We start from the raw sequence: 18,568 nt of genomic DNA, 5'->3' as shown, positions 1-18,568 counted from the left end.
CTCGTTATATCCTCCAATATTTATAAATTTCACTATTTCTGCTTAAACCTACTTCCGGGTGTAATGCCGGACGATTCGATCGCCTGCCATCTGCAGCAGCTGTACCAGCAGAATCATCAGCACAACAGCTACGAGCATCACTTCGGTTTCATAGCGGTTATAGCCGTATTTGATCGCGAGATCCCCCAGCCCGCCGCCGCCGACAAGACCGGACATCGCGGTATAGGACACCAGAGTCACGATCGTAATGGTCACCGCCGCGATCAGGCCTGGCCTTGCTTCCGGAAGCAGCACTCTCAGCACAACCTGCTTGGTTGAAGAGCCCATTGCCTGAGCGGCCTCAATAACGCCTTTATCCACCTCGCTCAGTGCGGTTTCTACAAGCCTTGCAAAGAAAGGCGCTGCCCCGATCACCAACGGGGGAATGGTTCCAAGCACCCCATAGGATTGACCAACAATGACTTTCGTAATCGGAATCAAGGCCACGATCAGGATAATGAATGGCACGGAGCGCAAAATATTGACCACGAAGGAGAGGACACTGTATCCTGCTCTCGCCCATCCTGACGAGGATCTTGACCACATGTACAGCATCACACCGATCGGCAGGCCGATCAGCACCGCGAACACGGAGGAAGCCAGAAGCATTCGCAGGGTGTCCAGCGTGGCTGTCAGTACTTCTTCCCAATCCACCAGGGTAAAATCCAATCCGAGCATCAGCCTGCCACCTCCACATCAAGTCCTTCTGCCTGAAGTGCCGCAATCGTGGCAGCTACCGCCTCCGGCTGGCCTTCAAATCGAACGATCAGCTGGCCATAAGGGGTTGCCTTGATCGTTGAAATCTTGCCCTGTAAAATTGCAAAAGCGACGCCGGTTTCTTTCACGGTCTGGGATAGAGTGGACTCGTAGGTTTTTGGCCCCAGAAACGTAATTTTGACTGTCTGGCTGTGGGACCCTTGAGAAGAAGCTCCCTGCTCGTACAGCGCCTCCGGAATAAATCTTTGATCCTCCCGAATAAAATCACGGGTAACCTCGTGCTTAGGTCGAAGAAACACTTCCGTGACCGGCCCCTGCTCCACAATCCCGCCCTGATGAATGACAGCAACTCGGTCACAGATGCTTTGAATAACATGCATTTCATGAGTAATGAGAACAATCGTGAGCTGAAAGCGCTCGTTGATGTCCAGCAGCAGCTTCAGGATGGAATCCGTCGTCTGCGGATCCAGTGCCGAAGTGGCCTCGTCACATAGCAGCACCTCAGGATCACTGGCCAGTGCTCGGGCTATGCCAACCCTCTGCTTCTGTCCCCCGGACAGCTGTGCGGGATATTTATTGCGATGTGCCTCCAGACCGACAAGCGTCAGCAGCTCACTGACCTTCCGTTCCATTTCCGCCTTGGGCGTCTTGATCAGCCGAAGCGGAAACGCAATATTGTCATACACCGTCGCTGAGGAGAGCAGATTGAAATGCTGAAAGATCATTCCGATTCGGCGGCGCTCCTCCTGCAGCTGTTTTTTGCCGAGAGCTGTTAATTCGACACCGCCCACCCAGACCTCTCCCGAGGTCGGACGCTCCAGCAGATTCACGCAGCGAATCAAGGTGCTTTTCCCGGCTCCGGAATGCCCGATCACTCCAAAAATTTCGCCTTTCTGTATAGATAAATCGAGGCCTGACAAAGCGGTTGTCAACGCACCCGGTTTACCGTAATGCTTCGTAAGCTGCTTCAGCTCAATCACAAGCTGCACACTCCTTCCCTTCACTTCATTTTAACCAAAAAAAGAGAGCCCTATGGATTCCTCAGATACAGAATCAAAAAAGGGCTCTCTTCGCTAACGAAAGAAAGATGCCTTGTCTCATCTGCCAAGACTGCGCTGTCGCTCAGTCTTGAAGGAATTAGCACCATGACACCTCTGATTCCCGCGGTATGCTGCGCGTGACTCAGAAGTCGGTTGCCGGGCTTCATCGGGCCTGTCCCTCCGCCTCTCTCGATAAGAAAACATCGATATGAAATTATAATTTGATCGTTTTCAGAAACTATTCATGAATGCAATAGTTAGTATATGCCGTTTTCATTCTAAAGTCAAAAGGAATTTCAAGGAAAGTTAAACCCGCTTTACGCCTTCATTCCTCTTTCAGACCAGAGCTTATTGGTGTAGTGATAGGACGCAGCCAGTGTCTTGCACACCATATCCAGCCCCTGTTTCAGATCATCCAGATGCTGATCCAGATCCTCCAGCTCCACCTTGTCGTTGAGACCCTTATGACGCTGCCACAGATCATCCTGCATTTCCGAATTCATGTAATGCACCTCGGCGTTACGGCGTTTGCGAAGCACGGACATCGGATTGCGATAGCTGTCCTTGATGGCTTCCAGCTCCCGGGATAAATCCTCATGGGTTTTCAAATATTTAAACTGCCGCAGCACCGTAAAATAACTGAAATGCGCCTTGACCTTAGATGTGTTGAGGTCGTAAAGATCATTCAGCACGGTTCCGAGCTTGTCGAGAATGGAGAAGACCCGGATAAATGCATTTTTGTAAAAGTAAACGTAACGGCCGTACTCTCCCTGCTCCTGAATGGACAGCTCATCGACATATCCTGCCTTGATCGATTTACGAAAATGTCCTGCTGCAAAGCAGCTTTGCTCCAGCTCATCCAGGGACACAATCAAGCCGCGCGTCCAAATCTCCAGCTTGCGGAAATCATGCGTGGGGTCTTGGTTCTTGTCCATTTCCTTCTGCAGAAGCTGTGTGGTTGTTACCATGGTTTCTATCGCATCTTCCATGAGCCCGTGATTAAGTCTAGGCTCCTCCCCAAGCAGTATTCGAAGCATGGCGTAACCTCCCTACGTTCAAGTTCAAGTTCATATAAGACGCGGCAGCTGGCGTATCGAGCGATGTTTATTAAATATAAACAGATCTCTGGAGGAATTAAACCGCTGCAGAGAGGATATGGAGCCCCACCTTTAAAATGTCCTTAAGGGGGCCCTGTTCATTCCTAAGGTGAACAAGCAAGCCCCCGAGAAACTCGAGGACTTGTCGTATTGATTATTGGGTACCGTGCATGTGTTCTGTTCTACATCTTAAGAGGCTGCCGTTGCAAGCTGTTGATCTCCCTTCTGGGCAGGACGTGACCGGCTCAGCTGCCACACCCGGACACTAAGGTAGGCCAGAACCCCGAAGAGCGCTGAGATGAGCAAGGTATGACCCAAAGCGGCAAAAATGTACAGCTCCTCATTCTGCATCGTAGACATCAGCACTCCGCCGCTCAGCACTTGAAGCAGGCACAGCACTAAGGCCGCAACGCCCAGCATTTGAATTTCTTTATTATTGCGGTGACGCCAAAAAGCGAAATGCGCCATCACTGCAATGGTCAGCAGCAGCAATGCCGCCGCTACGCGGTGCATAAAGGCAATGCCAACGCCGCCTGAAAGCTCCGGGATAAGCTCTCCGTTACACAGCGGCCACCCGGAGCAACCTTCCCTGGATTCCGTATGGCTTACAAATGCCCCTATGTACACTACCACGTAGGAGTACACTGCAGTTGCCCATACCAGATTCCGAAACCTCTTGCTGACCTGCGGCAATGGCTCGGAATCTTTCGTATCACCTTCATGCTCCAGCCGCCGCATAGCCAAGGCCAGCATCACCGAGCTTGCGAACGCAATGAGAGAAAACCCGAAATGCAGTGCCATCACAGCCGCTGATTGCGGAGACATTACGGCCATTGCGCCCATAATAGCCTGCAGGATGACAAAGACGGAGGTTAGCCCCACGTACGCCAGCAGATCCCGGCGATGCCGCTTGTAGCGAACGAAGGCAAGCAGAGAAGCCAGCGCTGACAAGCCAGCCAGTCCACTAATCAGGCGGTGCGAGTATTCAATCATAGAAGCCAGGGTGTAAGCGGGAACAAATTTCCCGTTGCATAACGGCCATTCCTGCCCACAGCCCAAGCCTGAGTCTGTCTTCGTGACCACCATTCCGCCAAAGGTCGCTAGAAACATAATGAGACACGTTATATAACTGAGCCATTTCAACTGTTTATTATTCAAAATTATTCACCTGCTGCCTTATATTTCGTATTCTGAGCATGAAGTTTTCCACGTCATCTATATTATAGCGGATCATGGCGCTGGGGTCATGGCTTGTTTGTGACAAAATGTTCAAAAATAAAGCACTATCTCCCTCTTTACAAGGAAATAGTGCTCTATTCGTATCTCATTTACTTATGGATCGTGTTGTATACTTCCAGGGCGCGCTGCAGGAAGGCTTCAATCTCTTCCCGCGACTTGCGGAGCTTGTTCACGAACCGAACCAGCTCACGGCCATCCGTGTAAGCCACAAAGCTCGGGATGCCCAGAATATTCTGCTCCTGACTGACATCCCCCACTTGATCCACATCAACCTCTACCAGTGTCAGGCGGTCGCTGTATTGGGCTTCCAGGTCCGGCATGAAGGGATCGATAAATTTGCAGTCACCGCACCAGTCTGCCTTGAAAACAGCAATGGTCAGTCTTGGGGGCTGGATCGCAACTTGAAACTCAGCTTTTGACGTGATTTTTTCCATAGGTAACTCCCCTTTTCCTGTGAATTCCTCTCTCCACAATAGTGAAGCAAATGTCAGAGTGGAAGTCAAATTTTGCGAGCATACTACATGGGTACTCAAGAACACTGCGAAAGAAGGTCATGGTATGCCACAGCAGCGGAGACAGCGGACAGGCTCCCTTTGGTCGATGCTGAGCGCCCTGCCTCATGCCGCTTCCGAGGCTGTCAGCGGCTTAGCCGCATCCTGGCACAACTCCGGCGAGCTTCGCAGGAGCAAGCTTCCTCTGGATTGGAACGAGGGAAGCGTCAGGAGCATCCTGTGTATCCTCGACCGCACGGCTGAGGGCTGCCGGAGGGAACGCGACGCCCGTCATTCAAGGTTTCAGGCCGGAGTCGATGCTCCGCTGCCGGGCAGCAAAGCAGAGGACCTCGTTACGGCGGATCATCTGCTCATTCAGCGGATCCAGGAGATGACTGCCGATCGGAACCGAAGCAATGTAACACGCACGCAGGCTTATCTAGAGATCTATCTGGAATTTCCGGAGCTGCACTGGGCTCTGCTGGCCCATCTGGTTTCAAGAAATGCCGGCTGGAATATGACGGATCTGAAGGGCGGGCTCATGTCTGATTTGACCGATGCCGCGTTCAAGCTGAACATGTACCGATTTCTGGAGCGGTGCAACGCGCTTATTTTTCAAGATGCCTATCCGCAGCTGCTGTTGTATAAATATAGCCGTGAACAGAAGCGGAGCTGCTTTCACCTGCTGCCCTGGTTTGATGTTTCGGCCTTCATGACGCCGTTTTGGGAACGGTTCTGGATCGAACGCAGCAGCGGAGTGCTCAGTGTTGCCCTGATCATCAATGAGCAGAACTACATCGAAGGACGGGTGGTCTCCCATCCTTTTTACCGTGAGCAGGTGCTTCAGCATCCCTACCTCAAAATTCATGAGTGGACCCGCCTGAATCAGATTCTGTTTCCACTGGGAGACAGTCGCTGCCGCCATGAGCTGTACAAAGAGTCCATTCTTCCTCTGCGCCCTTTAATCGGCCTGACCGTGCAGCATTTTGCCGACCCGTCCTCGCGGATCAAGATCGGCAAATCTCTATACGGCATGCTGTTCGGATATAAGCGTGTGCTGGAAGGTGCCTTGCATTTCGTCAACTGCACCCCGCACCTGGGTTCTAGGGAAGAGTATTGGCCTGCTCTATTCACATATCAGGCTGAGGGCTCCATGGATGCCTCTGATGAAAGCCAGGCTCTGCTCCAGTCCGAGTGGCTGCCGGAGGGGCAGCGGCTCTACAGCCCGCGACTGCTTCAGGTGTGGGAAGACCTGGAGTACGAAAGCATTCCCCGTTATGACTGGTATCAGCAGCCGGATATGCTGCGTCATGTTAGCAAGCCGTCACTGCCCTATTTTGTAGATATGACCCACCGCCACCGTTCTTCACTGGAGCGGACCTCCATGGCCCATGATGCTGGCCGGTGGCTGAAAGCTCCAAACACCTGATCAGCCTTTCTGGCGGAACGCAGAAGGCGCAAGCCGCATCAACGGTCGCAGTACTTTTTGAAGCACGCGTGGATACCCCTTGAGCTCAGCCTGCCGCACAACCCCGAGAATGATCAAGAGCAGCAGGTACAGTGCACCTACCACGATGCCGACAATTGCGCACACAATCAAAAAGGCCAAGCGGTCAGGCATCACATTCACCAGCTGGCGGCTAAACCCTTCCGTACCGTAGCCGGCGCCAAAAGCGATCAGCACAGTCATGCCAAAGGCGATCCAGCGGGTGCCGAGAATGGAGAATGAGACAATGCTCTTGATGGTACGCACATTCAGAATCGTGATCACCAAGAAGCAGAGCGCCGTAGCTGCAATGATGCCGTAAATACCGAGCAGCGGCGATAACAGATAGCTGCCGGCCAGCTTTACCAGCAGGCCGACGATGACGTGCTTGACTGTGATTTTTGCTTTGCCGGTTCCCAGCAGAATGGAGCCCGAGGTAACCATCGTAATCTGAAAAATCGTAGTCAGCGTAAGCATCATAATAATACCGGTGCCCTCGATGGAGCTAAACAGCAATCCATTCAGGGAATAAGCGGCGGCGGCAAGAACCAGCACGACCGGCATTCCGGACAGAATCGCTACCCGCAGCGCCAGCGTAACCTGATGCTGCAGATGCTGCTCGTCTTTTCGGGCATAGGCAGCCGAAATAATTGGAATCAGAGACTGCGCGAGCGCGACTGCCAGGATGGGCGGGATTCCGGCAATGCTTTGAGCCCGCGTGCCTAGCACGGCCAGGGCTGCTGTAGCTTCCTCCGGGCCAATGACTCCGTTTAGCAGCGGCTTGACCAGTGAGGTATCGAGAAAGTTCACCGAGGGCACCGTCACGGAGGACAGCACAATCGGAATGGAAAGCGTAAATATCGCTTTATAGATCGTTCCCAGCGGAATGGTGGTGTCTGCGGCCAGCTCATGATTCAGCTTATCCTGACGGCGCAGCCGCAGAGCAAAGGCCAGCATGACGGCAAAGGCTGCCAGGCTGCCGAGAACGCCGCCAAAGGTAGCACCCGCGGCAGCAAGCGGATCATTATAGCCAAAGTGAATCAATATGTATGCGAGTCCGATGCCCGTCACCACTCTGGCGATCTGCTCTACAATTTGCGAAATTCCACCGGGCGTCATAAAGTTGCGGCCCTGAAAATACCCCCGCATCATCGCAATCGTCGGAAACAGCAGCAATGCCGGAGCAAGTGCCTGAATCGCTGCAGTTGCCTCCGGCAGCTTCGTCAGTCGGGCGTAATAGGGCGCGAAGAAAAAGAGCAGCAGCGTAATGACGACCCCGACCCCGGCGGAGAAATACAGTGCAGCCTGATAGACCCGCTTGGCTTCTGCCGGGCGGTTCATCGCGTAGCGTTCGGATACCATCTTGCTCAGCGTGCTCGGCACGCCGGCGGTCGCTAAAGCGAGCAGAATCAAATAAATATTGTTCGCACTTGCAAATGCAGATTGGCCGATATCATCCAGCAGGTGCTCCAGCGGAATCCGCTGCGCGATGCCGAGCACCCTTGCCACCAGGGCAGCCGCTGCCAGAATAATCGTCCCTTTAATAAAGCTGTCTTTTGCCAAAATAGCACCCTTCTTTCTTCCTCACGGCGTATCAAAAAACCCAAATAAAAAATATGACAATCATGGCCAGCTGTAAAATAACTTTGACCACAATGCTGCTAAACAGACCCAGCACCGACCCTGCCCCAACCTTCATCGCTTTGCCCGGTCCCGAGCCCGCAAGCATCTCTCCAATCAGAGCACCGATAAAGGGTCCGATGATCAGGCCGAAAGCCGGGATGACGAACGGGCCGATGATCAGGCCAATCGTACTGCCCCAGATGGAGGCTTTAGAGCCGCCCAGCTTTTTGACGCCCCAGGCATTGACGGCGTAATCCGCCACGAACAGCACGAGCAGAATCAGCGTTTGAATGACCCAGAACCATACGGTGTAATGCTGAAATGTGAAGAACCAGCCATATACGAACAGTGCCAAATAAATGGCGACCACACCCGGCAAAATAGGGTATACGGCCCCCGCCATACCGACGGCAAACAAGGCAATTACCAGAATCCAGCCTAACACATCCATCTGATCTCACTCCTGTCTCAGGATAACATCTCGGATCACCTCAGCGATGCCGTCCTCATTATTACCCGCAACCACGAGATCCGCTTCATCCTTCACCGTCTGCTGGGCATTGCCCATGGCTACACCGAGCCCCGCCGCCTGGATAGCGGCCAGGTCATTCAGGCTGTCTCCACAGGCGACCACCTGCGACATGTCCAGCCCCAGCAGGTGACACACCTTCTTGATCCCCTCGGCCTTGTTTACACCCAGCGGATTGATCTCCAGATTGAACGGTGATGAGTTGGTAATTTCGAGGCCGCCCATATCCTGCAATGACATTAAAATATGATGGCGGACCTCCTCGTCCTCCGTGTAATATCCGAACTTCAGCCATTCCTGCTCCTCTAAAGTTTGGTGCAGAGCCTCACTCCAGCTGTCCCGGTTATACACCTGTTCTACCGTATAGGCCCAATACCAGGCACCGGTCTTCATAGCCAAGGCATGCATCTGGCGGACCAGACTGACATCCATCAGCGAGCGGTGGTACAGATCGTAGGGAGCTTTCCAGATTTCACTTCCGTTGACCGTCACCATCGGTGTGGCGAGCCCCAGCTGCTGTGCATAGGGATAAGCGCTTTTGAAGGCTCTGCCGGTAGACAGGCAGACATGCACGCCCTGCCGGACCGCTTCCTTAATCCACTTTACCGTTTCCCTCGAAATCTCATGCTCATCCGTCAGCAGTGTCCCGTCCATATCCAATGCCAGCAGCCGGTACTTTAAACTCATATGACCGCTCCTTTCCGCAAATAGCTTCCTTGCTTCAACATAAGGACATTTTATCACAAACCCGAGCCTTTCTTGCAAATGACAACCCGTGCATCGTACAGGAACATAGCAAAAAGGACCCCTGCCCATCGCTGAGCAAGAATCCTCTTATGCGGGTAAAGGGATGCTACTCCGCGACTTCCTGCGGATTTCCCTCTGCCGCTGGTGCTGCTGCTCCTTCTTCCTGCGGCTCTTCTGCCGCTTCACCTTCTCCCTCGGTCCCTTCCACTTTGGGATGCGGGGTGCCGTCCAGGCCATAAACCTCATCGTAGGCGTCAAAAATTTTGCGAGCGATAGGTGCAGCGCTGTAGGATCCGAAGCCGCCTTCCGGAACGATGACAGCCACCGCGAGCTTCGGCTTGTCTCTAGGCGCAAAGGCCACAAAGACACCGTTGTCTGTAAACTTAGCCTCGCCGTTCTCTTTTATGGACATCTCCGAGGTTCCTGTCTTGCGGGCAAAATCATAACCAAAGCCCTCAAAGGAGGAAAGCCCCTGCGTATTCATGCCTTTAATAACTTCATCCCAGTGCTTATCCTCGAATTCGACGGTATTCAGTACCTGCCGCTTGAAGGTTTGAATGACCTGCCCGTCCTGATTCTCGATCTTCAGCGCTATTTGCGGCTTGATGCGCTCTCCCTTATTAGCAATAGTAGCTGTATACTGTGCCAGCTGCAGCGTTGTATACCCTCCGGACTGTCCGAAGGAGGCGAAAGACAGAGCCGCCATCGCACTGCCGGCCTGTTCGATGTTATCGTAATCGATCTTGCCAAGAAACTCTTTAGGCAGGCCGGACTGTGTGGAGACGCCCAGTCCAAACTGCTTCATATAATTATCCCAGACCTCTATTCCCGAAGCGCCGTACTTATTAAACAGCTTCTCTCCGACCATATCAATCATGAAGGCGTTAGAAGACTTCTCGATAGCGACCGCTCCGTTAATCGAACCCAGCACCTTGCTAAGAGAGTTTCTGACCTTACGTTCATCCTTGCCGATTTGAGCATAGCCTTGATCGTAATAATAATCGTTGGCAGCAAACAAGCCTTCCTGCAGGCCGATCAGTACACTGAGCGGCTTAATCGTAGAGCCTAGCCAAGGAACGGAATCCAGACCGTTCTTGGAACGCCCGCTGCCGTAAGGGGTAATAGTCCCGTTCTGGTAATGAGCTATCACATGGTCCCAGTCCTGGGTTCCGTCCTTCCATACATTCGGATCATAGTCAGGTATACTGGCCATGGCTACGATGTTTCCCGTATCGACTTCCATGGCCACAGCATAGCCTGTCTGGGCCTCCGCATGCGTCTCACCGGAGAACGGCGTCGTGCAAAGCCATTTTAACTGATCTACAATCGCCTGCTCCGCCTCCATTTGAATATCCTTATGGATGGTGGTGTACACATTATACCCCTTCTCCGGCGGCATCAGTGACGGCACACCGTCAATCATATTCTGGGGATTGATCGGTATGCTCATATAGCCGCTTTTGCCGCGGAGCGCATCCTGAAACATCAGCTCGAGTCCGTCGACACCGACGAGTTCGGATTCCATATAGGTGAGCCCTGGTTCCCGATCACTGTTCTTCTTGTCGATCGCTGCATATTTATCCAGGCTTTTCTGACCACTGAACTTTTTGAGGTAACCGACAGCCTGCACCGCAACCGTATCGGTGTCATAGTAGCGGACATTCTCCTCTACAATTTCCACCCCCGGAAATTGCTGCTTGTTCTCAATAAAGAACGCAACCTCTTTGTCCGTCAAGTCACCCTTGATACGGCGGGGCTCGTAACCATGCTGCCGGTTCGACTCCAGATCGAGCAGAGCGATGACCTCCTCCACCGTCAGCTTGGCATCCGGCTCGCCATGCTTGTTGAACACCTCTACCATTTTTTTCGCAAAAGCCTCGATTTCCGGACGATTCTTTTCTCCGGCAGGAGAGTTCTTGTTATAGTTTTTGAGGAGCGTGACGTACAGGGCATTGGATGGCTTGGAGTAAGCAATCGGCGTGCCGGCTGCATCCAGAATGCTGCCCCGGATCGGATTGAGCGGGTAATTTTTCGTTCGTCCCCCCGTCTCCTGCTGAGTCAGCTCCGGCCCCTCGACAAATTGTAAAAATGCAAGGCGTACAATGATGACGCTGAAAATAATAAAAGTGCTGAAGAAAAAAATGTTGATGCGCATGTTAAATTGACGCCCTGCATTTTCCTCTTCCTCTCTGCGCTTTGGGTCCCGTTTAAAAAGCCCCACCTTTGCTCTCACCCCTTTGTTTGCTGTAGCCTGTGTTCTTTAGAACACTTCCTCCTTGATATGCGTTTCGGAGAAACGCGGAGGGTTAAACCAATCTCCGCTCGGTGCCCAGGTTGGATCCAGCGGCACCCACTTGTCCTGCTCTGACAAATACACCTCGTTCCAGGCATGCGGGCCAAAGCCGCCTTCTCCGTTGTAGCCTCCCCCGGTCACTACGCGGACTTCTAGCTCCTGCGAACGGGCCATCATCGCGTAGAGGCGGGCATAGTCTATGCATACGCCCAGGCGCGTGTCATACGTATCCTGAGGGGTCTGCTCTTTCCAGATCCGCTGCTGTTCATACATCTCAACCTTATCATAATCATAGGATATTCTCGTGCCTACCCAGTCATAAATCATCCTGGCCTTCTCTTCATCCGTGACTGCGTCCTCAGTGATGTAAGCTGCCGTCTGTTCAATGCCTTCAGGGATAGCATGATCGATGACCTCGTACTTCTTCTGCATAATACCGTTCAGCTCTTTCTGAACGGACTGCTTAAACACCGGAAGCTGACGCTGCACCAGGGAGCCGGACAATGGCTCAATGACTGCCTGCGCACCTTGCTTATACAGCGGCGAAGCCTCTACATAGCGGCTGAACTCGCTGGCCGGGTTCAGGCTGACGCAAATAAATAACAGGGCAATAATAATCATTCCGCGCCCCACCCCCAGCAGGACCCCGATTAACGCTCCCGCCGAGCGGCTGATCAGGGAGGACGAGCCCTCTTTGTTGCGGGTGTTCTCTCTGCCTGATGACGACAAGCCTCCAATGGTTAAGGCTGCCAGCAGGCGCAGCAAAGATAGAATGATGCCGTAGCTTATGATGAACAGAACCGCAAACCGCAGCAGCGGAAAGCTCGCCAGAGAATGCACGGCTGTAAACCAGATCTGCTCCCAGAAGCTGAGCTCCCTTGCCGGCATGCGTTCAGCCAGATCCTGCAGCCAGGCTGCGGCCTGAGGAGATACAGATAGGGTAAACAGAACCGAGATTCCCAGGCCCACGACACGCATTAGCGTATCTCCCAGAAAAAAAGCCAGCCTGCCTGCTGATCGCGACGCTCCCCGGTTCCAGCCCTGCACCAGAGAGAAGACAGCAATGAGCAGCAGCAAAATCGTAACAGCATTGCCTTCCCGCAGACTGTCACTCCAAGCCGAAAGCATATCCTTCCTCCTTCTGCCTCATTCTGTGCTGTTTAATTTCGCTTGACCGATGTATTCCTGGATGCTTTGATTCACGTCCCAGGTTCCCACAGGCACTCCCCGAAAGGTCACCTCGACCTCATTCGCACCGCTTTCTCCCTTCAGCTCCAGATTCGGGGATTTGATGCTGTAGGTGCCGTCCTTGTTCGATGTATATTGTGCTTCCTTCGCTTCCTTCATCATCAGCGTCATGGCCTCGGCTTTGACCGTATCCACGGTCTCATTCTTGACCGTACTCACGACCTCCCCGATTCGATCCAGCGATATTCCGCTGTAAATCAAGAGCCCGCCAGCAATCAAAATCACAAGCAGCCATTTCACCATGGTCTTGACTACATTCACTACAATCAGAAGCACAATCAAGCCAATCGCAATAATTAGCCAGTTCTGCTCTAGAAATTCAAGCCACACTTGTGTATCCAACCCTCTCACTCCTATCGGTATGCCCGTAATCTTCCTATGAGCCGTACTTATGTTAGTATACATGATTGCCTCCCTCTCTGTCAGCCAGACGCAGGGAACGGCGAGGGAGGCATAAGCCTGGACATTTCCGCGTACAAGTAGTACAGCTTGGTTTTTTATTCCCTGCGGCTTGGAGGTGCCTCAATGTGAAAACGGCCCTGTGGCTATATCTGTTTCTGTTCCTGGCTTATTTCGATCTTCATGCCCAGCATCCCGTGCTGACACCTTTTGCCCTGTCATTGGGAGCGGCACCGGCTTTCATCGGCTGGATGATGGGCATTTATGCACTCACTCACCTGCCCGGCAACCTCTTGGCGGGCAGCCTGATTGATCGCCATGGCAGCCGGCGCTACATTATTTTCAGCTTAACGGCAGCGGGAATCATTCTTCTGTTTCAGGCTCATGTCCAGCTGCCCTGGCAGCTGCTGCTGCTGCGGTCGATCAGCGGCTTTGTGCTTGCTTTCCTGTCGCCAGCCTGTCTGGCACTCCTTGCCTCGTTATCCGTGGATCCCGTAACCCAGGGGAAATATATGTCCGGGCACGGGGTCGTCCATACGCTCGCCTCTGTGCTTTCTCCTGCTGCCGGGGCCATCATCGTCGCCCAAAGCGGATTTAGCGGTACCTTCGTGGGTCTCGGGTGGCTGCTTATTTTTACAGGTGTAATCGCCTTTCTGACTGTGCCGCGTCCTGCCCGGCTCCCGACGAAAGCACGTCTACCGCAGAAAGTGACCGCAAAGGCCGAGCCGCTGCCGCAGGAAAGCTTTCCCTTCAGCCTCCGCCTGTACATGGTTCCATTTACCATTGCCTGCTGCCAGGGAATGCTCTTCTTTGAAATCTCGCTGCGTTCCGGCGGGCATGCCAGCATTCTGTCCACCGGGATTTTATTCTCCGCCGTCAGCCTGGGCGCACTAGTGACGCTCAGTATGCTGTTTCTGAACCAATATTCCCCCGGCAAAAGAGTGGCCGTCGCCATGTTCATCCTGGCGCTTTGCTTCTACGCGCTGGCCGCCGCGCACACACTGCCGCTTATTGGCATCCTGCTAGTGCTGGGGATGGCCAAGGGACTTCTGTTCCCAGCCCTTTCCTCTCTGTTTATTGAACGCAGCGGAGGAGCAGCGCTTGGCAGGGTGTTCTCTTATCAATCCATTGCCATGTCGATTGGCTCCTTCGCAGGACCTGTGGCAGCCGGACAGCTCCGGGGACATACTTCTCCTTACTTTATAGCCTTTCTGCTGTTAATGGCTGCTCTGATCGGTTTATTAACCGGCAAACAGAATTCTGCCAAGGTCATGCCCTCGGGGATACAGCTGTAGCTTCTTATTCTTTTATTAGGCTGAAGCACAGTCGCCTCAGCGCCTTGTTCATACTATAAAGTACAGCTCATAACTACTACCATGATTACGAACCGAATGAAGGGGTGAAACAAAATGAGTCACGTCAACAAAGCAGCTGCTTATTGCGGCGGTGTCGGTACTTCTGTCGGCATGATCCTGGTGCTCTACATCCTCTTGGTCATCATCTTGAGCGGTCTGTTCTACTAAGCTGATCCTAAGCTTTATGGAGGCCTCTGCTTCATCAACAGAACGGTAGTCATGCTTTGCAGGCTGTCCCGCTGGGGGCAGCCTTTCATGCTGCCTTTTTTGCATTAAAAACAGGCAGAACGTTACAATATACATATATCGTTCATTTCCCGGGGAATGTGTGTTTCCATTTTCTTGCCAAATCATCATTGGAGGTGGATGCCTTGCCGATTTTCATTATTGTAGAGGGGAAGAACGACCGGAGCCGGCTTCGCCGCCTTCTGACACCGGAGATTGAAATTGTATGCACCTTTGGCACCCTGAATACAACCAGGCTTGAAACCCTTCACAAGCAAATTCGTCATGAGGACGTATACCTGTTTATGGACAATGACAGCTCCGGCAAAAAAATTCGCGGCATACTTCGGGATTCCTTCCCCGATGCTGAGCATATTTATACCCGCAGAGGTTATGCCGGTGTAGAGGGGACTCCCGATGAGTACCTGGTTGCCCAGCTGGAAAAGGCGGGTCTTGAAGAGTATATTGTGTATCCTCCGGAGATGCTGCCCAGTAATTCGTGGGACAGCCAGCATGATTCCCATTAAGAGAAAAAGGACGATCCTCTAAAGGAACCGTCCTTTTATCATTTATTGAACGAGGCTCTTGAGATCCTTGACGATGTCCTCCACCTTGACCTGCATAGGATCAGTGGCGTCGTACAGCTTGCGTATATTGTGATCTCCATCGACCAGAGCAATCCGGTTACCATGAGAAAAATTACTCGTTTCGTTCCCGATTAACGGTATCTTGAACGAGCCCTGCATCAGATCCCGCGTTTCCTCCTGGTCGCCGCGCAGGAAATACCAGCCACTGTAATCAGCGAAGAACTGATCGCCGAAGGCTTTGATTTTTTCGGGGGTATCGGTCTCGGGATCGAAGGAGAAGGACAGAATTGCAGCTTTCTCTCCAAACAAGCCCTCCTCCTTCTTCAGCTCATTCTGAACCTGAGATAACACCATGGTGGTTGGCGGACATACGTCCGGGCAGCTGGTGAAGTAAAAATACATCAGCCTCACCTTTCCCTTCGTATCATCCAGCGTCACCGTCGATCCGTCCACATTCTCCATCTGGAAGTCGGCTACCTGCCCCATCACCGGCAGCTTGCTTTTTCCAATACCTAGAGTACTGAACAATAAAGCCCCTGCCGCAATCAGACAGACAGCTAGAATAAGCCAGGTCCATTTATATTTCTGAAGCAAATTCGACATCATGTGCTCTCCTTAACCGTTAAAGTGACAATATGTACGGATTAAAGTGTACCATAACGGAGGCAGCCTGTGGCAGGAAAAACAGTCCGGCGGACAAACTTCCTATGACAATTTCGTGACATCTTTTATACGCTTTCGTCCTTGACGGAACGTTTCTATTACGGCACAATTTGTCTAGGCAGCCCAATTTAGCGGGCAGCAAAAAACCCGAAGCGTGACGCTTCGGGCGGTATGCACAAGTCCTAATAAAGTTACTGACTGCTGCGTCCGGAAAGCGATTGCTCTGCCAATTGGACGAGGCGCTTGGTGATATATCCTCCCAAAGAACCAGTTTCACGGGATGTGTAATGACCCATGTAGCCGTCTTGTGGAATTGTGACGCCCAGCTCTTGCGCGGCCTCCATCTTCAGCTGCTGCAAGGCTGCGCTCGCTTGGGGAACAACCAGATTATTACTGCGGGATCCTCTTTGTGCCATGTTGTACATATCTCCCTTCAATGATGTCTGTGTCTTTTGCAAGCTTGCAAGCTTATTATGTCTCGCTCTTCGCAGCATTATACGGGAAATTCACATTATTATTTATAGGGAGGTCATAGGATATGGGAAAGGGATTGTCGCTGTGGTTTGCATCTTCCTCCATCGTTCTGATGGCTGCCGCCTCCATTATGCTCAGTCATAATATATGGGCTGCACTAGGCTTAGGGGTGCTGACCATTCTGAACATTGGATGGGGCTTTATCGTCAAAGCAAGATTGCGCCGGTCCGGCAAAGAGTAATCCTCCAGCCGTGCATTTGGGCTTCCGCCATTTCTAACGAATCTGTTATGATGGAACAATGATGAATATAATGAGCAAGAAACCATGTGGTGAAGGAGCATCGATATGAATCAGGTGACCAAGGGTCAGTGGAATGATTATGATACCTATACTCTTAACAGCGGCAGTCTCGAGGTTACAATTCTGCCCAGACTCGGAAACAATGTGATCGGAATCAATGACCTGCACGAAGAGCGCCAGATTATTCGCAGACCTGACGAAAGCGAGCTGGCATTTTATCTGCAAAAACCTTACCATTTCGGCATGCCCCTGCTGATTCCGCCCGGAAGAATATCCAAAGGACGCTTCCAATATGCCGGGCAGGATTATCAGTTTGATCAGAATACAGTCAACGATAATCATATACATGGCCTGCACCGGACTCAGGCCTGGTGCGTCAGTGATATTGAGGAAGACGAGGAAGGCTGCTCCGTGACAACAGAGCTTCATACCAGCGATGACCCTCATTGGCTGCAGCAGCTCCCAGAGCCCCTGAAGCTGCAAATGGTGTTTCATCTTCAAGAAACGACGCTGCAGCAGCGGCTACGCGTCAGTAATCTCGGCTCTTCGCCGGTTCCTTTCGGAATGGGATATCATACGTGGTTTCTGCTGGACGGAAGCCCCCAGAACTGGCAGCTAAGGCTTCCGGTAGATCATATATGCGAGCTGGATGAAGAGCAGGTTCCCACCGGCGGCACCGTCCCCCTTCATGAGCTTGCCGAGCTACAACATGGAATGAGCCTTGCCGGCTCGAATCTGGATACGATATTCAAGCTTCAGGAGAATCAGCCTGCTGAAGCTGTTCTTACCCGAAATGACGGGTATACGCTTCACTACTCTGGAGATTCGTCCTTGTTCAAGCACTGGGTGCTGTATACGAAGGGCGAAGCGCAGGACTTCTTATGTATAGAGCCCTATACGTGGCTGCCTAATGCACCGAACCTGCCACTGAGCAAGGAAGAGACAGGCCTGATTGAGCTTCTTCCCGGCTCTTCGGTAGAGCTCGTAACCACGCTTCAGATCCGCCGCCCGGAATCCTCTTCATAGTCTGAAGCCTTTCAACGATTTAGCTGTCCTTGCGGTCTCACACTCGCGAAGGGCAGCTTATTTCATGAACGGCTAATATTACCAGACTTCTGATTCTCTCTATAGCGCATGAGAAGCAGGACTTTCAACCATAATATCCTCATCAGCAATGAAGGAGGTGACAGAGATGGGCATGGGTCAAAACGGACAAGGTCGCCGTAACAGAAGCTCGAACAACCTGGTTGTTCCTCAAGCTAATGCGGGTCTGCAGCAAATGAAATATGAGGCTGCACAAGAACTGGGCGTAAGTATTCCTCAAGACGGTTACATGGGTCATTACACTTCCCGTGAAACCGGTTCTTTGGGAGGATACATCACAAAGCGTCTGGTACAAATGGCAGAGCAGCAATTGTCGGGTCGTTCTAACTCGTAATTGATTCTCTTCCCTCCAGATGATGAGAATGAGAAAGAGGCGGTCTTCTCCCCAAAGATCCGCCTCTTTCGTATGTACATAATAAAAGAAATAAGGGCTAAATCAATATTCTGCAGCTGCATCGGATACAGCCGGCCTGCTATAACGAATCATCATGTTTGCCATGTTGTAATTAGATTCCAGTACCGCATCCACGAGCACGATGCCTTGCTGAATGGTGAACTCATAGCTGATCTCGCCATGGGTCCAGCGACGCTTATGATTCAGGCTCTCAAGTGCCATGCTGCGAAAAGAGCTTTGCTGCACCGGTGTCAAGCCGCAGCCCGCTGGTGTTATTACACCGTTCCGGCCTGCAAGCGGATTATGGCGAATACCGAATTTGCCAATGACATTGTTTCGTATTTGCACAAACACGGTACCTGAGTTCAGTCCGGCCAATTCCTCCTCCAGCTCCTTAAACACGAGATCCAGCTGCCTTGCAAGAGATAACTGCTCTAATCTTATCATCTTCCTCCCCCTTTCCATTCCTATCATGATTAGGTATTTCAGCCTTTTACTAGGGCTTGTGACTCATTAT

Annotated in this window: 21 protein-coding genes and 1 riboswitch; of the genes, 7 read left to right on the top strand and 14 right to left on the bottom strand. The window is 52.1% G+C overall.

The window, feature by feature from the left end:
* Positions 1 to 48: 48 nt before the first annotated feature.
* The 5 genes from ACH6EH_RS12120 to ACH6EH_RS12100 all read right to left on the bottom strand — a co-directional run bounded on the left by ACH6EH_RS12120 (position 49) and on the right by ACH6EH_RS12100 (position 4,566).
* Positions 49 to 717, bottom strand: coding sequence for a methionine ABC transporter permease (locus ACH6EH_RS12120; protein WP_208203295.1), 669 nt, complete (start codon positions 715 to 717; stop codon positions 49 to 51).
* Entirely contained in the window at positions 717 to 1,736 is a 1,020-nt protein-coding gene (locus tag ACH6EH_RS12115) for a methionine ABC transporter ATP-binding protein (RefSeq protein ID WP_397332486.1), read from the bottom strand. The genes ACH6EH_RS12120 and ACH6EH_RS12115 overlap by 1 nt, the downstream gene beginning before the upstream one ends.
* 114 nt (positions 1,737 to 1,850) lie before the next feature.
* Positions 1,851 to 1,995, bottom strand: a riboswitch (SAM riboswitch).
* Between the two features lie 118 nt (positions 1,996 to 2,113).
* Entirely contained in the window at positions 2,114 to 2,833 is a 720-nt protein-coding gene (locus ACH6EH_RS12110) for a Cthe_2314 family HEPN domain-containing protein (protein WP_397332485.1), read from the bottom strand.
* 249 nt (positions 2,834 to 3,082) lie between these two features.
* On the bottom strand, positions 3,083 to 4,051 hold the full coding sequence (locus ACH6EH_RS12105; protein ID WP_397332484.1) for a COX15/CtaA family protein: 969 nt from the start codon (positions 4,049 to 4,051) through the stop codon (positions 3,083 to 3,085).
* A gap of 170 nt (positions 4,052 to 4,221) precedes the next feature.
* The gene (locus ACH6EH_RS12100; RefSeq protein ID WP_138226932.1) at positions 4,222 to 4,566 is read right to left on the bottom strand and encodes a thioredoxin family protein; all 345 of its coding nucleotides are present in this window, start codon (positions 4,564 to 4,566) and stop codon (positions 4,222 to 4,224) included.
* Between the two features lie 124 nt (positions 4,567 to 4,690).
* Here ACH6EH_RS12100 and ACH6EH_RS12095 point away from each other — a divergent pair, with 124 nt between their 5' ends.
* Positions 4,691 to 6,052: a DUF2515 family protein gene (locus tag ACH6EH_RS12095; RefSeq protein WP_397332483.1), complete on the top strand. Its 1,362-nt coding sequence runs from the start codon at positions 4,691 to 4,693 to the stop codon at positions 6,050 to 6,052.
* Here the strand turns inward: ACH6EH_RS12095 and ACH6EH_RS12090 are convergent, their stop codons facing one another.
* The 6 genes from ACH6EH_RS12090 to ACH6EH_RS12065 all read right to left on the bottom strand — a co-directional run bounded on the left by ACH6EH_RS12090 (position 6,053) and on the right by ACH6EH_RS12065 (position 12,891).
* Entirely contained in the window at positions 6,053 to 7,675 is a 1,623-nt protein-coding gene (locus ACH6EH_RS12090; RefSeq protein ID WP_138226934.1) for a putative polysaccharide biosynthesis protein, read from the bottom strand. It abuts the gene before it with no gap.
* 28 nt (positions 7,676 to 7,703) lie between these two features.
* Positions 7,704 to 8,183 (bottom strand): DUF456 domain-containing protein, encoded by a 480-nt coding sequence (locus tag ACH6EH_RS12085; RefSeq protein WP_397332482.1) that lies wholly within the window; start codon positions 8,181 to 8,183, stop codon positions 7,704 to 7,706.
* 6 nt (positions 8,184 to 8,189) lie between these two features.
* Positions 8,190 to 8,948 carry a Cof-type HAD-IIB family hydrolase gene (locus ACH6EH_RS12080; protein ID WP_397332481.1) on the bottom strand — a complete coding sequence of 253 codons (759 nt, stop codon included), beginning with the start codon at positions 8,946 to 8,948 and terminating at the stop codon, positions 8,190 to 8,192.
* 166 nt (positions 8,949 to 9,114) lie between these two features.
* Positions 9,115 to 11,163 carry a peptidoglycan D,D-transpeptidase FtsI family protein gene (locus ACH6EH_RS12075; RefSeq protein ID WP_397332480.1) on the bottom strand — a complete coding sequence of 683 codons (2,049 nt, stop codon included), beginning with the start codon at positions 11,161 to 11,163 and terminating at the stop codon, positions 9,115 to 9,117.
* Between the two features lie 105 nt (positions 11,164 to 11,268).
* Entirely contained in the window at positions 11,269 to 12,429 is a 1,161-nt protein-coding gene (locus ACH6EH_RS12070; RefSeq protein WP_397332479.1) for a transglutaminase domain-containing protein, read from the bottom strand.
* An 18-nt stretch (positions 12,430 to 12,447) separates the two neighbouring features.
* The gene (locus ACH6EH_RS12065; protein WP_208203301.1) at positions 12,448 to 12,891 is read right to left on the bottom strand and encodes a hypothetical protein; all 444 of its coding nucleotides are present in this window, start codon (positions 12,889 to 12,891) and stop codon (positions 12,448 to 12,450) included.
* 185 nt (positions 12,892 to 13,076) lie between these two features.
* Here ACH6EH_RS12065 and ACH6EH_RS12060 point away from each other — a divergent pair, with 185 nt between their 5' ends.
* From ACH6EH_RS12060 to ACH6EH_RS12050, 3 genes are all read left to right on the top strand, one after another.
* Entirely contained in the window at positions 13,077 to 14,243 is a 1,167-nt protein-coding gene (locus tag ACH6EH_RS12060; RefSeq protein ID WP_397332478.1) for an MFS transporter, read from the top strand.
* Positions 14,244 to 14,357: 114 nt separating this feature from the next.
* Positions 14,358 to 14,471, top strand: a complete 114-nt coding sequence (locus ACH6EH_RS12055; RefSeq protein WP_397332477.1) for a sporulation protein YjcZ — start codon at positions 14,358 to 14,360, stop codon at positions 14,469 to 14,471.
* A gap of 203 nt (positions 14,472 to 14,674) precedes the next feature.
* Positions 14,675 to 15,055 (top strand): DNA primase, encoded by a 381-nt coding sequence (locus tag ACH6EH_RS12050; protein ID WP_397332476.1) that lies wholly within the window; start codon positions 14,675 to 14,677, stop codon positions 15,053 to 15,055.
* Positions 15,056 to 15,097: 42 nt separating this feature from the next.
* Here ACH6EH_RS12050 and ACH6EH_RS12045 read toward each other — a convergent pair whose 3' ends face one another.
* Positions 15,098 to 15,718: an SCO family protein gene (locus ACH6EH_RS12045; RefSeq protein WP_138227869.1), complete on the bottom strand. Its 621-nt coding sequence runs from the start codon at positions 15,716 to 15,718 to the stop codon at positions 15,098 to 15,100.
* Positions 15,719 to 15,969: 251 nt separating this feature from the next.
* The gene (locus ACH6EH_RS12040; protein ID WP_138226941.1) at positions 15,970 to 16,194 is read right to left on the bottom strand and encodes an alpha/beta-type small acid-soluble spore protein; all 225 of its coding nucleotides are present in this window, start codon (positions 16,192 to 16,194) and stop codon (positions 15,970 to 15,972) included.
* A gap of 122 nt (positions 16,195 to 16,316) precedes the next feature.
* On the opposite strand from ACH6EH_RS12040, the gene ACH6EH_RS12035 reads away from it, so the two are divergent.
* The 3 genes from ACH6EH_RS12035 to ACH6EH_RS12025 all read left to right on the top strand — a co-directional run bounded on the left by ACH6EH_RS12035 (position 16,317) and on the right by ACH6EH_RS12025 (position 17,991).
* Positions 16,317 to 16,493: a hypothetical protein gene (locus tag ACH6EH_RS12035; RefSeq protein ID WP_175415347.1), complete on the top strand. Its 177-nt coding sequence runs from the start codon at positions 16,317 to 16,319 to the stop codon at positions 16,491 to 16,493.
* A 105-nt stretch (positions 16,494 to 16,598) separates the two neighbouring features.
* Positions 16,599 to 17,579, top strand: coding sequence for an aldose 1-epimerase (locus tag ACH6EH_RS12030; RefSeq protein ID WP_397332475.1), 981 nt, complete (start codon positions 16,599 to 16,601; stop codon positions 17,577 to 17,579).
* 172 nt (positions 17,580 to 17,751) lie between these two features.
* Positions 17,752 to 17,991 carry an alpha/beta-type small acid-soluble spore protein gene (locus ACH6EH_RS12025; RefSeq protein WP_138227870.1) on the top strand — a complete coding sequence of 80 codons (240 nt, stop codon included), beginning with the start codon at positions 17,752 to 17,754 and terminating at the stop codon, positions 17,989 to 17,991.
* Between the two features lie 102 nt (positions 17,992 to 18,093).
* On the opposite strand, the gene ACH6EH_RS12020 is transcribed toward ACH6EH_RS12025, so the two are convergent.
* Entirely contained in the window at positions 18,094 to 18,498 is a 405-nt protein-coding gene (locus tag ACH6EH_RS12020; protein WP_208203303.1) for an O-methyltransferase, read from the bottom strand.
* Positions 18,499 to 18,568: the final 70 nt, after the last annotated feature.

Origin of the sequence: Paenibacillus sp. JSM ZJ436, assembly GCF_044383795.1 — a bacterium.
Classification (GTDB): domain Bacteria; phylum Bacillota; class Bacilli; order Paenibacillales; family Paenibacillaceae; genus Paenibacillus_AQ; species Paenibacillus_AQ algicola.
This window is presented reverse-complemented; position numbering and strand designations above follow the sequence as displayed.

What these genes read in the sequence shown, in the direction of transcription:
- ACH6EH_RS12120 (WP_208203295.1), bottom strand. Translation starts at nt 717, where the DNA reads ATGCTCGGATTGGATTTTACCCTGGTGGATTGGGAAGAAGTACTGACA.
- ACH6EH_RS12110 (WP_397332485.1), bottom strand. Translation starts at nt 2,833, where the DNA reads ATGCTTCGAATACTGCTTGGGGAGGAGCCTAGACTTAATCACGGGCTC.
- ACH6EH_RS12100 (WP_138226932.1), bottom strand. Translation starts at nt 4,566, where the DNA reads ATGGAAAAAATCACGTCAAAAGCTGAGTTTCAAGTTGCGATCCAGCCC.
- ACH6EH_RS12095 (WP_397332483.1), top strand. Translation starts at nt 4,691, where the DNA reads ATGCCACAGCAGCGGAGACAGCGGACAGGCTCCCTTTGGTCGATGCTG.
- ACH6EH_RS12085 (WP_397332482.1), bottom strand. Translation starts at nt 8,183, where the DNA reads ATGGATGTGTTAGGCTGGATTCTGGTAATTGCCTTGTTTGCCGTCGGT.
- ACH6EH_RS12080 (WP_397332481.1), bottom strand. Translation starts at nt 8,948, where the DNA reads ATGAGTTTAAAGTACCGGCTGCTGGCATTGGATATGGACGGGACACTG.
- ACH6EH_RS12075 (WP_397332480.1), bottom strand. Translation starts at nt 11,163, where the DNA reads ATGCGCATCAACATTTTTTTCTTCAGCACTTTTATTATTTTCAGCGTC.
- ACH6EH_RS12070 (WP_397332479.1), bottom strand. Translation starts at nt 12,429, where the DNA reads ATGCTTTCGGCTTGGAGTGACAGTCTGCGGGAAGGCAATGCTGTTACG.
- ACH6EH_RS12055 (WP_397332477.1), top strand. Translation starts at nt 14,358, where the DNA reads ATGAGTCACGTCAACAAAGCAGCTGCTTATTGCGGCGGTGTCGGTACT.
- ACH6EH_RS12045 (WP_138227869.1), bottom strand. Translation starts at nt 15,718, where the DNA reads ATGTCGAATTTGCTTCAGAAATATAAATGGACCTGGCTTATTCTAGCT.
- ACH6EH_RS12040 (WP_138226941.1), bottom strand. Translation starts at nt 16,194, where the DNA reads ATGGCACAAAGAGGATCCCGCAGTAATAATCTGGTTGTTCCCCAAGCG.
- ACH6EH_RS12035 (WP_175415347.1), top strand. Translation starts at nt 16,317, where the DNA reads ATGGGAAAGGGATTGTCGCTGTGGTTTGCATCTTCCTCCATCGTTCTG.
- ACH6EH_RS12030 (WP_397332475.1), top strand. Translation starts at nt 16,599, where the DNA reads ATGAATCAGGTGACCAAGGGTCAGTGGAATGATTATGATACCTATACT.
- ACH6EH_RS12025 (WP_138227870.1), top strand. Translation starts at nt 17,752, where the DNA reads ATGGGTCAAAACGGACAAGGTCGCCGTAACAGAAGCTCGAACAACCTG.
- ACH6EH_RS12020 (WP_208203303.1), bottom strand. Translation starts at nt 18,498, where the DNA reads ATGATAAGATTAGAGCAGTTATCTCTTGCAAGGCAGCTGGATCTCGTG.